This is a genomic window from Psychroflexus sp. ALD_RP9 (genome assembly GCF_017311165.1).
GTDB lineage: Bacteria > Bacteroidota > Bacteroidia > Flavobacteriales > Flavobacteriaceae > Psychroflexus.
The window spans coordinates 29,583-45,962 of record NZ_CP062973.1; the positions used below are offsets into that span (position 1 = coordinate 29,583).

13 protein-coding genes and 1 other RNA gene are annotated in these 16,380 nt (G+C 32.8%); 8 read left to right on the forward strand and 6 right to left on the reverse strand.

The genetic code is table 11. The features are described 5' to 3' along the window. Positions 1–65: 65 nt before the first annotated feature. Together IMZ30_RS00150 and IMZ30_RS00155 are read right to left on the reverse strand one after the other, a co-directional pair. The gene (locus tag IMZ30_RS00150; RefSeq protein WP_207038554.1) at positions 66–1,250 is read right to left on the reverse strand and encodes an aspartate aminotransferase family protein; all 1,185 of its coding nucleotides are present in this window, start codon (positions 1,248–1,250) and stop codon (positions 66–68) included. Between the two features lie 27 nt (positions 1,251–1,277). Further along, positions 1,278–2,924, reverse strand: coding sequence for an OstA-like protein (locus tag IMZ30_RS00155; RefSeq protein WP_207038555.1), 1,647 nt, complete (start codon positions 2,922–2,924; stop codon positions 1,278–1,280). Between the two features lie 143 nt (positions 2,925–3,067). Between IMZ30_RS00155 and IMZ30_RS00160 the strand changes: the two genes are divergently transcribed. From IMZ30_RS00160 to IMZ30_RS00180, 5 genes are read left to right on the forward strand one after another with little or no spacing between them, the layout of a single operon-like run. Beyond that, positions 3,068–3,448: a hypothetical protein gene (locus IMZ30_RS00160; protein ID WP_207038556.1), complete on the forward strand. Its 381-nt coding sequence runs from the start codon at positions 3,068–3,070 to the stop codon at positions 3,446–3,448. A 44-nt stretch (positions 3,449–3,492) separates the two neighbouring features. Beyond that, positions 3,493–7,815: a CusA/CzcA family heavy metal efflux RND transporter gene (locus IMZ30_RS00165; RefSeq protein WP_207038557.1), complete on the forward strand. Its 4,323-nt coding sequence runs from the start codon at positions 3,493–3,495 to the stop codon at positions 7,813–7,815. Between the two features lie 4 nt (positions 7,816–7,819). Then, positions 7,820–8,974 (forward strand): efflux RND transporter periplasmic adaptor subunit, encoded by a 1,155-nt coding sequence (locus IMZ30_RS00170; protein ID WP_207038558.1) that lies wholly within the window; start codon positions 7,820–7,822, stop codon positions 8,972–8,974. A gap of 5 nt (positions 8,975–8,979) precedes the next feature. Beyond that, positions 8,980–9,162 (forward strand): hypothetical protein, encoded by a 183-nt coding sequence (locus IMZ30_RS11995; protein WP_242529669.1) that lies wholly within the window; start codon positions 8,980–8,982, stop codon positions 9,160–9,162. Between the two features lie 38 nt (positions 9,163–9,200). Next, on the forward strand, positions 9,201–10,076 hold the full coding sequence (locus IMZ30_RS00180) for a DUF3570 domain-containing protein (RefSeq protein WP_242529709.1): 876 nt from the start codon (positions 9,201–9,203) through the stop codon (positions 10,074–10,076). A 60-nt stretch (positions 10,077–10,136) separates the two neighbouring features. Here the strand turns inward: IMZ30_RS00180 and IMZ30_RS00185 are convergent, their stop codons facing one another. From IMZ30_RS00185 to IMZ30_RS00200, 4 genes are read right to left on the reverse strand one after another with little or no spacing between them, the layout of a single operon-like run. Beyond that, complete coding sequence (locus IMZ30_RS00185) at positions 10,137–11,408, reverse strand: adenylosuccinate synthase (RefSeq protein WP_207038559.1); 1,272 nt, start codon at positions 11,406–11,408, stop codon at positions 10,137–10,139. After that, positions 11,408–11,866, reverse strand: coding sequence for a Fur family transcriptional regulator (locus IMZ30_RS00190; RefSeq protein ID WP_207038560.1), 459 nt, complete (start codon positions 11,864–11,866; stop codon positions 11,408–11,410). The genes IMZ30_RS00185 and IMZ30_RS00190 overlap by 1 nt, the downstream gene beginning before the upstream one ends. A gap of 17 nt (positions 11,867–11,883) precedes the next feature. After that, a complete protein-coding gene (locus IMZ30_RS00195; protein WP_207038561.1) occupies positions 11,884–14,103 on the reverse strand; it encodes a RelA/SpoT family protein in 2,220 nt (739 codons plus the stop codon). A 21-nt stretch (positions 14,104–14,124) separates the two neighbouring features. Further along, positions 14,125–15,366 carry a M48 family metallopeptidase gene (locus tag IMZ30_RS00200; RefSeq protein ID WP_207038562.1) on the reverse strand — a complete coding sequence of 414 codons (1,242 nt, stop codon included), beginning with the start codon at positions 15,364–15,366 and terminating at the stop codon, positions 14,125–14,127. 217 nt (positions 15,367–15,583) lie between these two features. On the opposite strand from IMZ30_RS00200, the gene IMZ30_RS00205 reads away from it, so the two are divergent. The 3 genes from IMZ30_RS00205 to ssrS all read left to right on the forward strand — a co-directional run bounded on the left by IMZ30_RS00205 (position 15,584) and on the right by ssrS (position 16,343). Continuing rightward, positions 15,584–15,874, forward strand: coding sequence for a hypothetical protein (locus tag IMZ30_RS00205; protein WP_207038563.1), 291 nt, complete (start codon positions 15,584–15,586; stop codon positions 15,872–15,874). A 5-nt stretch (positions 15,875–15,879) separates the two neighbouring features. Further along, positions 15,880–16,173 carry a cell division protein ZapA gene (locus IMZ30_RS00210; protein WP_207038564.1) on the forward strand — a complete coding sequence of 98 codons (294 nt, stop codon included), beginning with the start codon at positions 15,880–15,882 and terminating at the stop codon, positions 16,171–16,173. 54 nt (positions 16,174–16,227) lie between these two features. Next, a non-coding RNA gene (gene ssrS / locus IMZ30_RS00215) (6S RNA) lies at positions 16,228–16,343 on the forward strand. Positions 16,344–16,380 lie beyond the last annotated feature (37 nt).

Sequence of the window (16,380 nt, forward strand, 5' to 3'; positions counted from 1 at the left end):
GATAAGCTTGAATTTGAAAACAAAAGACGTTTAAGTAAAAATCTTATCAACAATTTAATTAACAATTAGCTAGGTTTATAGCTATTTAGTACATCAATAATAATGCCACAGCCTTTTTTAATCTCATCGGTTGAAATTGTTAATGGAGGTGAAATACGTACTGCACGTTTTTCATAAAGCAGCCAAAACAAGATGAGCTGCCGATTTTGTGCTTCTAATACCAAATGATTGGCAAGTTCTGGGTTTTTACAAATTATAGCTAACATGAGGCCTTTACCTCTCACCTCTTCTATGAGCTCGTGTTGAAGTAACTTTCTAAAAAGCTGCTCTTTTTCTAAGGTTTGAGCAATTAAATTAGAATTTAAAAGCGTTTTTAAAGTTGCTTTAGCTGCTGCTGCAATAACAGGATGCCCGCCAAAGGTGGTAATATGACTCATTTTAGGCTTATCGCTTAAAGTGTTCATTAAAGTTTCTGAAGCTACAAATGCTCCTATTGGCATTCCTGAGGCCATTGCTTTTCCGATCACTAAAATATCAGGAATAACTTTGTAATGCTCAAAGCCAAAAAGTTTTCCAGTTCTGCCAAAACCTGGCTGTATTTCATCTAAAATTAGTAATGCTCCAACCGCCTCACAACGCTGTTTTAATAATTTTAAATAGTTGTCTTTAGGCTCAATAAAACCGGCACCACCTTGAATGGTTTCAACAATAACAGCTGCTGTACTAGTGGTAATACAATTAAAACAATTGGTATTGTTAAATTCAATATGAGTAATATCTGGTATTAAAGGTCTAAAAGGTTTAATACGCTCTTCATAATCCATTAAACTTAATGCACCAAAAGAATTGCCGTGGTAACAAAACTTAGCAGCTATAATTTGAGAACGACCTGTAAAACGCCTTGCCAACTTCATCGAGGCATCTATAGCTTCGGTACCACTGTTAACTAAGTAGGTTTTTTTTAGAGGTTTAGGTAAACATTCAGCTAATAATTTGGTGTACTCAACAGCTGGTTTTTGTACATATTCCCCATAAACCATCACATGCATATATTGGTCGACTTGTTTTTTAATAGCCTCGACAACTTTTGGGTGTGAATGCCCCAAACCATTGGCTGACACACCAGCGACAAAGTCTAAGTGTGCTTTACCATCGGTGGTGTAAATATAAGAGCCTTTGGCTTTTGAAATTTCTAAACCTAGAGGATGTGGCGTTGTTTGTGCTTGGTATTTGTAAAAGTCTGATTTCAAATTCAGTTGATTGTGAGTTGAGTCAATTTAATCTTCTTTTTTATTAGGTCGATCAGTTCTTAAAATAGATTTGTCATTCAAATTCAATTGAAGCTCAGATTTTTTTGGTTGTTTAGAAAACGGTGCATCATCTTCTTTTAGCTGCCCAATTACTGGATTCAATTTATAAGTTTTTCGGTTGGTAAATAAATCTTTTTTTGAACGTAATTGTTCTTCTCCACGCCAATTAAAGCCCTTAAGTTTTCGTGCATTGGGTGGCATTTCAGATTCTGGATAAGTTTTATCGTCAGGCCGATTGTAATAATAGATATCAACTATTTTTTGATTTTCAAATATGAGTTTAATGGTTGAAGCTAAAGCCTTATTGATTCCAAATAAGTCGCCGTTTTCTTCTCTGATGTAATAAATGGTCTCTGTATTTTTAACAACGTTTACTTCAGTTAATTCGTTGTCTTCAAACAAACCATATAAAAATTTACCTTTAACTTGATTAAAGCCTTCAATAGTATCTTTTTGAATCATAAAACTATTGTTGTATACCTTTAATGAATCAAGCTTGTTAGTGAGCGTATCATTAATAAGCTGAATTGTATCACCTGTAATTTGATTATTTTCAGACCATAACACGGGATTTCCGATCATTTTTGTAATGCCAGTAACTTCGTCTAAATGAAGAGAATCTGATTTACCATTTAAATTTTGTTTAAATAAGCGAACATCATAAAAGGCATTAACTTTTCTAAATTTAGATTTTCCAGTAATTGTTAAAGTATCGCTGGCAATAAATAATGAGTCTTGTTGCTGAAGACTAGCGATATATGGATTTTTAGTCACAATAATTGAATCTTTATCTTTAAAGACTTCAGCATAATTACCATATAAGGTTGATGCGTTTGCTGTATCTATAACTCGAATATTCTGAGTTGCAGAAGCATAATTTCGCTTACGATTGAAGTATATGCTATCGCCATATAAATCACGATTTTCGTATTTAACATTAGCATCTTTCACAAAGTAGCCTTGATCGGTTTTGGTATCGTAGTAACCTTTTTTACAAAACACGGTTCCAGATTCACTAATAATAGTTGATGACCCATATAAAAAAGCATGACCAGTTTCTGGGTAAAAGACGATTTGCTGAGATTTGATATTGTAATCTGGATGCGAGACTTCTACTTGTTTTTTAAAACTATATTTTTTAGCTGGCATGTCATAATTACCATAAATACTAGTAATGGTACTAACTGAATCTTTTACTTGTCCACCACTTCTATAAAATGCATTTTGTTTTTGGCGGTCAAAAAAAAGTGAATCGGTTGTTAAGGTATTTGTTGGTGTTGTTAACTTAACATCATCACTCGCAAATGCAAATTTAGAGTTACCATCGTACTCGGCATATTTAGAAAACATTTTTATCGTATCACCTTGATTCATTTTTACGTGACCAAAAGCTCTAAAAAAATTATCTTCCTGATAAAAAACAGCTTGATCACACCAAACTTCTATGCCTTCATGCTTAAAATAGACTTGTTGATTAACTTTGCTAAATAGTAAAGCTTCAGGATATTTTTGTTGATCTTTGCTTGTACGGTCGCTCTCGTAGTAAATACCTCGGTTTTGTGAAAAACTTACTAAAGTTATTAAAATAAAAAAACAAAATACAAGATGTTTCAAAGACTATATTTTTTTGACAAAACTACATAATTAGCTTGTTGTAAACCACATTTGTAAAAACAAATAATTTATTATATTGTTAAGTATTCAAATTAAGCAAATCTTAAGCCAATGAATATAAAATAATAGTACATTTGTATATGATGAAGTCTATTACAACATTTGCTTTAGCAATTTTAGTCAGCTTGCAGTCTATTGGCGTTTCAGCAGCCAATGTACTGAATTTATCGACTTTTTATGAGCATTATAAACTTCATCAAACAGAAACAGACTGTGGCTTTTCTGAATTTTTAGACTTGCACTACGGAAGCCAAAAAAATGAACATGCTAACGAACATGAAGAACATGAAAATCTTCCGTTTCAAGAATGCCATCATCTTACGCATAATTTTTATGTTGAACCTATACATGTGAGCTATTTAAGTATCAAGATTCCCGCTGAAGATATTCAGCATAACTTTAAATACTCGCTTTTGCTTAACTCATTACGTGAAACTGAAATTTTACAGCCGCCAAAATTTTAAACATCTGCAATCAACTTATGTTTAATCTTTCAATTTAAAATTTCATGTTATCAAAACTTATAGAGTTTAGTTTAAAATCTAAATTCTTTATTATTCTATTTGTTTTAAGTTTAGTGGGCTTTGGCTCCTATTCACTATTCAATGTTTCAATTGGTGCGGTACCCGACATTACCAATAATCAAGTGCAAGTCATTACCACATCGCGTAATTTATCAACGGCTGATGTAGAGCAATTTATCACCTATCCCGTCGAATTAGAAATGGCTAATTTGCCGGGCGTTAAAGAAATTCGATCGGTATCAAAATTTGGCTTATCTGTTGTTACAATTGTTTTTGAAGATGATTTGGGCACCTATCTACCTCGCCAACTTATTGCCGAAAAATTGAAAACAGCTGCCGAGAAAATTCCTGCTAGTTTTGGGACACCACAAATGGGACCAATTACAACTGGCTTAGGCGAAATTTATCAATACACCTTAGAAGCGAAGCCTGGCTTCGAAGATCAGTATAACGCTACCGAGTTACGCACTATACAAGATTGGATTGTTAAACGACAACTTTCGGGGATTCCTGGCGTAGTTGAAATTAATACTTGGGGCGGCTTTTTAAAAGAATACGAAGTTAGTATTAATACCAAACAACTTCAAGCAAAAGACATTAGTATGAGCGAGTTATTTTTAGCATTAGAAGATAACAACTCCATCGCTGGCGGAAGCTATATTGAAAAAAGTAACGAAGCCTATTTTATACGTGGTGAAGGTCTTATTTCAAGTCTTGAAGATATTGAAAATATTGTGGTTACAGTTCGAGACAACCAACCAATTTATATTAAAGATATTGCTAAAGTTGGTTTTGGCCATGCAAGACGATTTGGTGCTATTACAGGAAACGGTGAAGGTGAAAAGGTGCTAGGTCAAGTTATGATGCTAAAAGATGCCGACTCAAAACGAGTTATTGATGCTGTTAAATCGCGAATTGCCGAAATTGAAGACAGTCTACCTGAAGGTGTTTACATTAATGGTTTTCTTGATCGGTCTGAACTTATTGGCCGAACAACTTCTACCATTGCCGAAAATTTAATTTTAGGGTTTCTTGTGGTCGCCTTTATTGTAATTGTTTTAATTGGCGATTGGCGAGCTGGATTAATAATTTCTTCAATAATACCGCTAAGTTTTTTAAGTGCCATTAGCTTGATGTATGTGTTTGGCGTTGATGCTAATTTAATGAGTTTAGGCGCTTTAGATTTTGGAATTATAATCGATGGTGCCGTTATTATAGTAGAATTTGTAGCCTTTAAGTTATGGCAACGTTCTAACGAATTTAATAAAGCGTCTTCAACTGAAATTAAAAAACTTAAAGATAAAATTACATTTAACGGCGCATCAAAAATGCTGAATTCGGCTATTTTCGGTCAATTTATTATTCTGATTGTTTTCATTCCTATTTTATCATTAAGTGGTGTTGAAGGTAAAATGTTTAAACCGATGGCGTTAACCTTCAGCTTTGCACTAATTGGCGCCATGATTTTGTGCTTTACTTGGGTTCCTGTAGCCTGTAGCTTAATTTTAAAACCCAATGCCAAAACATTTACATTTTCAACACGATTGATAGATGGTGTAAAAAAAGTCTATTTACCTTCGATAAAATGGGCCTTAAACCATACAAAAGTTGTTTTAATTTCTGCCTTATTACTTCTAGGATTAGGTGTATTTACGTTTTCGAAAATGGGTGGCGAATTTGTGCCTACTTTAGATGAAGGAGATTTTGTAATTCAACCTATTTTAAAAACAGGTAAATCATTAAAAAGTACCGTTGAGCGCACTACAAAAATTGAAGGAATTTTGTTAGACAAATTTCCTGAAGTTACTCAAGTGGTTTCACGTATTGGTGCGGCTGAAGTCCCAACTGATCCAATGTCTATGCAAGATTCTGATATAATTGTGCATTTAAAGCCTAAATCTGAATGGACTAGCGCCGATACAAAAGAAGAGTTAGCTCAAAAAATAAAAGAAGCCTTAGCCATTATTCCTGGAATGGATTTAGAATTTACGCAACCTATTGAAATGCGCTTTAACGAGTTAATCACTGGTGTACGATCAGACATTGCCATTAAAATTTTTGGAGAAGATTTAGATATTCTAGCACAAAAAGGAAACGAAATTCAAGAATTGATTGAAAATGTTGAAGGTGCAGCTGATATTTCGGTTGAAAAAATTGTTGGCTTGCCTCAACTTTCAGTGCAGTATAAACGAGATAAAATTGCCCGTTACGGTCTTAATATCAAAGCTATTAATTCGATAATCACAGCCGGGTTTGCAGGTAAAGCAATAGGTGTTGTTTTTGAAGGTGAGAAACGATTTGATTTAGTGGTTAGACTTCAAAAGTCTCAACGACAAAGGATTGAAGACTTAAAAAATTTAATGATTGACACACCAACTTCTGGTAAAATTCCGCTTGATGAAGTTGCTGAAATCAACTATGATAAAGGACCTGCCAAAATTTCAAGAGACAATACCAAACGCCGAATTGTGATTGGTGTTAATGTAAGAAATAGAGATTTAGCTTCAGTCGTAGCCGATATTCAAAAACTCGTAAAAGACAACATTAACTTACCTGTTGGCTATACGATTACTTATGGTGGTCAATTTGAAAATCTTGAAAGTGCTAAAGCCCGATTAAAAATTGCCGTGCCTATTGCCTTAATTTTAATTTATATCATGCTCTTTTTTGCTTTAAAGAAACATCGCGACGCCTTATTGATTTTTACAGCAATTCCATTTTCTGCAATTGGTGGTATATTTTTACTTTGGTTACGCGATATGCCATTTAGTATTTCTGCAGGTGTTGGCTTTATTGCTTTATTTGGTATTGCCGTTCTTAATGGTATTATTTTAGTTGAATATTTTAAAGATATTTTAAAAACACATGACAATTTAAGTCTGCAACATATTGTAGATGCAACACAAGATCGCTTACGTGCGGTTTTACTCACAGCAAGTTCAACGGCTTTAGGTTTTTTACCAATGGCTATTTCAACTGGTGCTGGTGCCGAAGTTCAACGACCATTAGCTACGGTAGTTATTGGTGGTTTAGTCACTTCTACCCTACTAACTTTAATTGTTTTACCAGTTTTATATGCTATGAATAATAAAACACCAAAAATAAAATTGAATAGTCCGTTAAGCATTTTAGTAATTTTATTTTTAGGAACTTCTGTGTCAGGTTTTGCCCAAGAGAATGAATTTGAAGCGCTGAAACAGAAAATGTTAGATAACAACCATAAGCTAAAATCAGCACAGCTTCAATCTAAAAGCATGAAAGCTGCTGAAGGTGAAGCCTTTACTTTTAATAAAACCCAAATCTATCAAAATTACGATGAGGCTGAAGCAGACCCAATTGCAAATCAACCTTTATATCAATGGGGAATTGTGCAGCAGTTTGATTTTCCGACAGTGTATGCGAACAAACTGAAACTTAACAAAGTTAAAACTGAGCTTGCAGAAACTCAACTTAGCATCACTGAATTAAAGCAAATTAAAGCCCTTCAAAATAACTATCAAAACTTTTTAGAAGCGCGAGAAAAGCTGGCTATTTATGATAGTATTTATAAAGTTTATGAGGCGTTTTCACATATGGCAAAACGCAAATTTGAAGAAGGCGAATCTAATTATTTAGAAAAAATTACAGCTGAATCTAAAGCTAGTCAAATTGAAATTGATCGCAGTCAACTTCAACAAGATTTGGCGAATAGTAAATTAGCTATTCAAGCCTTGCTGCAAGTTGAAGAACCTTTAATTTTAAAAGGTCGTCAGCTGAAAAAGCTAGAATTAAAGTCTGTTTTAAAGCAAAATGAAAATTTAAGTATTTCAGCTTTAACCATCGATCAAAAAATAGCCGAGCAAGCTTCTAAATTAGCTAAACATCAACTATTGCCTGGGATTTCAGCCAGTTATTTCATCAGAAGTAATTCAGCTATAGACCAAAACTTTAACGGTTATCAAATCGGCTTAAATGTACCATTATTGTTTTTTGGTGATCGATCTAAAATTAAATCGGCACAACTAAAAGCTCGCGCAAAAAAAGCCGAACTTACCGATGCTAAAATAGCACTTGAAAAGGCACAAGAGCAACTTATAGAATTGCTCGAACTTCAAAAAAATGTTTTAACAAATTATGAAAATCATCAGCTTAAAATGGCCACTGAAATTTTAAATACAGCTAAATTGAGTTATAAAGCTGGTGAAATTGACTTTTTTAGATATGTGCAAAGTATTGAACAAGCACAACGTATTAAACTTGATTATTTAAGCAAATTGCGAGACTACAACCAAACCATTATTCAATTAAACTACTTCTTATTAAATTAAACCTATGAAACGTTCTATTATACTTTTGCTTTTAATATTTGCAAACTTAAGCAGCTCATGCGGTGATTCTTCTAAAGAGACTTCAACCGAAGATAAAAACAAGGCTGATGATGACCATATAATCCTCAGTGATCAACAATTCAAGTCAGCCCAACTTCAATTAGGCACACCTGAATTCAAAAAATTTTCAGAACAATTTGAAGTAACTGGTGTTATTGATGTGCCACCAAAAAACAGAGCTTCCGTAACTGCTTATTTTGATGGTTATGTTACCCAAACTGAATTGCTTGTGGGTGACGAAGTTAAAAAAGGTGATGTTTTGGTGAAGTTAAAACATCCTAACTTTATTAAAATTCAGCAAAACTATGTTGAAGCTTTAAGCAATTTAGATTATCAAAAGTCTGAGTTTGACCGGAAACAAAAGCTTTACGAAGATCAAGTGATTGCTCAAAAAGTGTTTCAATCAACCAAAAACCAATTTTTAAACGCTAAAGCACAATTGGCATCAGCAAAAGAGCAAATAAAGTTAATGAACCTTAGTCCTAAACAAGTCGCTCAAGGAAATTTTACTTCTGAAATTCATATTTTGGCGCCTATAAGTGGTAAAGTTTCAAAACTAAATGTGGCACAAGGTAAATTTATTGCCAAATCTGATATGATTATGGAAATTTTAGATGTTGACCATGTACATTTAGAATTAGATGTATTTGAAAAAGACCTTTTAAAAATACATAAAGGAGATACCTTAAGTTTTAGCATTCCTGAAGTGTCTAACCAAAGTTTTAAAGCCTATGTACGATTAATTGGCGCTGAAATTAGTCCAAACAGACGTGTTCGTGTTCATGCACATCCTATTAACGAAAATGTAAATTTTAAAGTTGGTATGTTTGTAAATGCAACTTTTAAAACAGATGAAAAAAAGTTAATCGCTCTGCCAGAAGCTGCTTTTACAAATCTAGATAATCAAACCTTTATTTTGCAACTGGATAAAAAAGCAACTCATAACTACCAGTTTTCTAAGCTAAACGTAGAAAGCTCTGCGCCACAAAATGGCTATAAACCAATTTTGAATGCTGATAAAATTAATTTAGAAGCACAATATTTAACCAATGGCGTTTTTGATTTAATTACCAATAGTGGTGGCGGACATAGCCATTAATAATTATGAATAAATCTAATTTTACCATTCTCATAGCCGAAGACCAACTAGACATTGCAAAATTTCTAAAGCAAGGACTTACAGAAGAAGGCTTAAAAAGCGGCGCTAATGATTTGATGGCAATCAAGCAGCCGATCCTTTTGTTGCTTCTTCAGGAGCTTCAGAAAAAGACACATGGTTTGGCTTAACAGCATCTTACTCACACTCGTCTGATGATAGAAATACAATTCTTAGTGGAAACGTTTCTTTTGCAAATGAATATGATTATACCTCATTTGGGTTTGGAGGAAGTTTAACAAAATTATTCAATCAAAAAAATACTGAAGTACAACTTAAAGGAAATATTTATTTAGACCAATGGAACCCTCAATACCCGATTGAGTTTAGAGAAGACTTTAATTTAAACAATTATAATTATCAAGGTGAAATTAACTTTTCACCAAACTATTCGAATTTTGAGTCTCTAAACAGAAATTCATATAGTCTAGGTTTAAGTGTATCTCAAATACTCTCAAAATCAATTCAAACCTCATTTATAGCTGATTTTGTTGTACAAGATGGCTTATTATCGACACCACACCAACGTGTCTATTTTGAAGATTTACAAGATACCATGATCGAGAATTTTATGCTTGCTAATGATGTAGAGCGCTTGCCAGATTCAAGAACTAAAATAGCCATTGGTAACCGATCGAGTTTTTATATCAATCAAAACTTGATTGTAAGAAGTTACTACCGCTATTATACTGATGATTGGGGTATAAATTCTCATACGTTTAAAGTTGAATTACCTATCAAGTTTGGCATCAATTATACGCTATATCCCAGCTATCGGTATTATACACAAACACAAACTGACTATTTTGGAGAATTTAATACTTTATCATCAAGCGATGAATTTTACACCTCAGATAACGATTTAGCATCTTATAATGCTAATCAATATAGTTTAGGTTTTAAATATTATGATCCTTTAAATTCATTTAAAATTGGTGGTTTTGGATTAAAAAGCATACAGTTAGAATATAATTATTACGAGCGAACCACACAAAATTTTAATGCAAACATAAGCTCTTTAGGGTTTACGTTTATAGCGGATTAGTAATCATTAAAAAAGCCATCTAGAAGACCCGGACGGCTTTTCAACTAAAAGTTTTAGCTGCTAACGCAAAATAGTTTCTTTACGATCTGGCCCAACTGAAACAATACTAATATTTACACCAACATAATTTTCTATAAAACCGATATAGTCTTTGAGCGCTTGAGGCAAATCGTTAAAGTTGGTTATGTTTGAAATATCTTCATTCCAACCTTTAAATGATTGATAAACAGGTGAAAGGTTTTCAGCTTCTATATTGTAAGGTAAATGTTTAATTTCTTCACCATTATATTGATAAGCAATTCCTACCTTCAAGCTTTCAAAACCGCTTAACACATCTGCTTTCATCATCATTAATTCGGTAACGCCATTGACTTGTACAGCGTATTTGAGAGCCACCAAATCTAACCAACCACAGCGTCTTGGGCGTCCGGTTGTTGCACCAAATTCGTGACCAACTTTAGCCATTTGTGCTCCATCTTCATCAAACAATTCAGTTGGAAATGGTCCGCTACCAACGCGTGTCGTGTAAGCCTTAAAAATACCAAAAACAGATTTGATATGACTTGGAGCTATGCCTAAACCTGTACAAGCACCAGCTGCTGTTGTGTTTGAAGAAGTTACATATGGATACGTACCAAAATCTATGTCCAGTAAAGAGCCTTGTGCACCTTCTGCTAAAATAGGTTTATCAGCTTGTTGAGCTTGATATAAATATTCTTCTGAATCTATAAATTGTAATGTTTTTATAACTTTTACTGCTTCAAAAAACTCTGCCTCTAACTCCTTAAGGTTGTACTGAACATCAACATTGTAAAATTCAATCATGGCTTGATGCTTCTTAGCTAATTGGCGGTATTTTTCTTTCCAATTTTTCAATTCTAAATCACCTACTCTTAAACCGTTTCTTCCAGTTTTATCCATATATGTAGGACCAATTCCTTTTAAGGTAGAACCAATTTTTGCTTTTCCTTTTGCAGTTTCGGAGGCTGCATCAAGCAAACGATGTGTTGGTAAAATTAAGTGTGCTTTTCTTGAAATCAGTAAAGATGATTTATAATCAACTTTGTATTGATCAAGACCTTCTAGCTCTTTTTTAAAAATTACAGGATCGATTACAACGCCATTACCAACTACATTGGTGGCGTTTTTATGAAAAATTCCAGAAGGTATCGTGTGTAGGACATGTTTGATACCATCAAACTCTAAAGTATGACCAGCGTTGGGACCACCTTGAAATCGAGCTATTATGTTGTACTTCTTGGTTAAAAAATCTACAATTTTACCTTTTCCTTCGTCGCCCCATTGGAGGCCTAGCAGTAAATCTACAGCCATTACTTTTTTGTGTTGTTTTTTGTACCGTAAAAGTACAGTGAATGTTTATCTATTGATATATTGAAGACTTCTTCGATTGTTTTTTTAATTGATTCTATCCGAGGATCACAAAACTCAATCACTTCACCAGTATCGGTTAAAATAACGTGGTCATGTTGTTTATCAAAATAGGATTTTTCGTATTGAGCTTGATTTTTTCCAAACTGATGTTTGCGAACCAAACCACAATCTAATAATAAATCTATTGTATTGTAAAGTGTAGCTCTACTTACACGATAATTCTTGTTTTTCATGGTAATATAAAGCGACTCAATATCAAAATGCTCTTGATTTTGATATATTTCTTGTAAAATAGCGAAACGTTCTGGTGTTTTGCGATGACCGTTGTCTTCTAAAAATTTAGTAAATACATTTTTAACGACAGCTTGGTCTTTGTTGATTGTAGAGTTGTTTGCCATAATGCAAATTTAAAGTTTTATTCTCGTGTTGCCTTATCGATTCCATCAATTTTTTTAATCCGGTCTAAAAGTCTTTGAATTTCGCTATTGTTTTTTACTTTAACAACTATTCGACCTTCAAAAACACCGTGATTACTTTCAAATGAAATACTATGCATGTTAACATGTAAATTTTTTGAAATTTCATTGGTGATATCACTAATTAAGCCCAAATTATCTAAACCTGTTAATTTAATACTTGCCTTAAACTCTTCTTGAGATGAATCTATCCATTTCGCTTTTAAAATTCTATAGGCATAATTACTTTGAAGTTGAATGGCGTTCGGACAGTTTTTTTTATGAACTTTTATTTCACCCTTAACCGTTGTGAAGCCAAATACATCATCACCAGGAATTGGGTTACAACAACTCGCAAGTGTATAATCAAGTTTTTGATCGTCGTCTCCAAATACTAAGGCATCATAACGTTCTGTAATTTCATCTAAACTTAACGAGTTTTGGGGTTTTACGGGCTTTCTTATTTTATTTTTAAAGAATGAAACAAAGGCATTGTTTTTTGAAGACACATAATCTTTAATGGCCTTATTGTCTATTGTACCAATCCCAACACGATAAAATAAATCTTTACTCGTTTTTAGTTTGAAATGGTTTACCATTTCATTGACTGTTTTTTCGTTAAGTTGTATCCGCTGTGATTTTAATTTTCTATTTAAAATGACTTTACCTTCTTCGGCTATTTGCTTTTTCTCTTCGTTAAGTACCGATTTTATTTTAGATTTTGCACGTGCTGTTTGTGTAATGTCTAGCCAGTTTTTGGTAGGCTTGGCTGTTTTTGAAGTAATAATTTCAACCTGGTCACCACTTTTTAAAACCCGACTTAAAGGCACAATTTTCCCATTCACTTTAGCACCTCTGGTGTGCATACCAATATCAGTATGAATGGAAAAAGCAAAATCTAAAACTGTAGCTCCTTTAGGTAAGGATTTGAGGTCGCCTTGTGGTGTAAACACAAATATTTCTTTAGCGTAAAGATTAAGCTTGAACTGTTCAACAAAATCGACTGCATTAAGTTCATTATTTTCTAGAGCTTCTTGAAGGCGATTTAACCAAATATCAATACCTTGATCTTCAACTTGACTATCGCCATGTTTATATTTGTAATGTGCTGCATAACCTTTTTCGGCTATTTCGTTCATGCGCTCACTTCTTATTTGAACTTCAACCCAACGGCCTTTTGGTCCCATAACTGTAATATGCAAAGCTTCATATCCGGTAGATTTAGGCGATGAAATCCAGTCACGCAATCGAGTTGGATTTGGCCGATAGTGATCTGTTACAATTGAATAAATTTTCCAAGCTAGAAATTTTTCTGATTCTAAATCAGATTTGTAAATAATCCTTATAGCGAACTTATCGTATATTTCGTCGAAAGATATATTTTGAGCCGAAATTTTTTTTCGGATGGAGTAAATAGATTTTGGCCGACCTTTAATTTGAAAATCGATTTGTTCTTTATCAAGCGAGGTTTTTATGGATGTTGCAAATGATTCTATATAAGCATCTTGTTCTTCTTTACTATCTTGAATTTTACCTAAAATATCATTATAAACTTCAGGTTCTGTATACTTTAAACTTAAATCTTCAAGTTCTGTTTTTATGTTATATAAACCAATTCTATGAGCTAATGGTGCATAGATGTAAAGCGTTTCAGAAGCAATTTTTACTTGTTTATCTGGCCGCATAGCATCCATAGTTTGCATGTTATGAAGACGGTCTGCAATTTTAATGATTATAACACGAATGTCATCATTAAGTGTTAATAACATTTTCCTGAAGTTCTCAGCCTGAAGCGATATATCACCTTCTTTTTTTAAGGATGAAATTTTAGTTAAGCCATCAACAATTCTAGCAATAGTTTCACCAAACATTTGCTCAATATCAGCTAAAGTAAACTCAGTATCTTCAACTACATCATGAAGCAATGCTGCTGTAATAGAAGTGGCGTCTAAACCAATTTCTGAAGCCACAATTTTAGCTACTGCGATAGGATGAAATACGTAAGCTTCTCCAGATTTACGGCGTTGGTCTTTATGCGCTTCAACAGCAGTTTCAAAGGCTTTACGAATCATTTGCTTATCTTCTTTAGTTAAGATTCGATAGCTAACACGTAATAGCTCTTTATACTGACGTGCAATTTGTTTGTTTTCTTGCTCTAAGTAAGCCTCGTTTAACTCCATAAATTAATTTATATGTCTAAATTAAGCATTAGCTTTTAATTTTCTAAATCTTTGCAGTAAAGTTGGGTGCGAATAATTGAAAAAAACATACCAAGGATGCGGTGTTAAATTAGACAAGCTCTTTTGGTTGAGTTTTTTTAATGCTGAAATCAAATCATTTTCGTTGAATGTTTTCTTTGCGTAAGCATCGGCTTGATACTCAAAATGACGAGACATCAAATTAGTAATAATACTTATGATAAAGCTAACAGGTGAATAAATAAAACCAAAGGCTATTAAACCTATATGAAAATTTGGTTCTTGAACACCAAGTGCTTGACTAACTTCTGGTTTAACAATAAATAATGAAAGTATATACATGCTTAAACCTAAACTCAAAATTGAAGTTACTAAATTAAAGATGATATGTTTGTGCTTGTAATGGCCAACTTCATGAGCTAATACAGCAACTATTTCACGAGGTGTTAAATCGTTTATTAAAGTATCATATAAAGTAACTTGCTTTTGAGACCCTAAACCTGAAAAAAAGGCGTTGGCTTTTGTGCTTCTTTTAGAACCGTCTATAACAAATATTCGAGATAGATTAAAGTTGACCGATTTTGCATAATTCTCTATTGAATCACGTAACTTACCATCAGGTAACAGAGACAATTTATTAAATATTGGTAAAATTAACTTGGTATAAAACATGTTAATAATTACAATTAAAACACTTATTAACACCCAAGCATACCACCAAAAATTTACGCTAAACCAATAGAATAAATAATAAATTGCAATTAAAAGTAAACCACCTATAATTATGGTGAGAAAAAAAGATTTCAGCTGGTCTAACCAAAAGGTTTTTAGACTTGTTCTATTAAAATCATATTTTGCTTCAATAACAAAGTTGTGGTACCAATTAAGTGGTAAATTCAATAGAAAATTAGCGACAAACAAAATCCCAAAAAACACCAACATAACTAAAACCTGACGTTCTATAATAGCTGTGAGATGATAGTGTAAATAAGCAAAGCTATTAAAAAATAAAAAAATAATCATCAAAAAAGTACTAAAAGAGTTTGTTAGTATCGAAAACCTAAAATTTTCCCTTTTATAGTTTTGAGAATTTTTATAAATCACCTCATCATAAACATCAACAAGTTCTGGCGGCAATTTGTCATCAAACTTTTTAGCATTTAATAAAGACAATATCAAGTCGAAACAATAGTTAAATAAAATTAAACCAAGTATGATATAAAAAACGGTTTCTGGGTTTAACATGCTCAAGATTTATTTTGGGTAAAAATACATAATCAGGAAATAAAAATTAAATATAAAAATAGACAATAAATATAAGTCTCTGTAAATAAGGCTAAAGTTTTGACTGCCAACAAAAGAAACATGTAAATCATAGAGATTATTAGTAATAAGTACCGAAAGTATTGTGATATTCAATTAATGATATTAAATTTGCCTTGTAATGTATCGGAGTTTGTAGATGAGTAATTTAGCAGAAATCGTTGAAAAAGTTGAAGCAAAAGTTGATCAACTTTTAAAGAAAAATCAACACATTCAACAAGAAAACACAAAGCTGAAGGAACTCATTGAACAAGAAAACATAGAAATTAAGCAATTAAAGCAGGAAATTTCACGTTTAAATCTTGTTAACAAAAACCTAAAAACAGCCAATGCATTACTAGGCAGTAACGAGTATAAAAGAGAAACAAAACTCAAAATAAACAGTTTGATTAAGGAAATTGATGAATGTATTGTTCAATTAGCAGAATAAATTAAATGTCAAATGAGCGCTTAAAAATTAAAATTTCAATTGCAGATCGTGTTTATCCGCTAACCATTAAACCAGAACAAGAAGAAGGTTTAAGAAAAGCTGCAAAAAAAATTGAAGAAACGATCAAGAAGTTTGAACAGAGTTATGCAGTTAGAGATAAACAAGATGTATTAGCGATGAGCGCTTTACAATTTGCCGCTGAAACTGAACAAAAAAAATTAAGTGCCAATATTGATGTTGAAGAAGCAAAATATAAATTAGAAGAATTAGAACAACGCTTAAACAAACAACTCAATTAAGTTCTTTACATAAATAATACAACACTGCCTGTATTAGTCGTTAAATTTTGATAAACTCAACACTTATAATTTAAAAAGGGTTATGTTTTGGTTGTAAAAGCAAGCTGCCACGTTTAGTGAAGCAGATCCTTGATCAGTCAGACAGCCCTAAACCTGTTTTAACGGAGTTTTATACAAAACACAACTAATACAGGCTTTTTATATTTA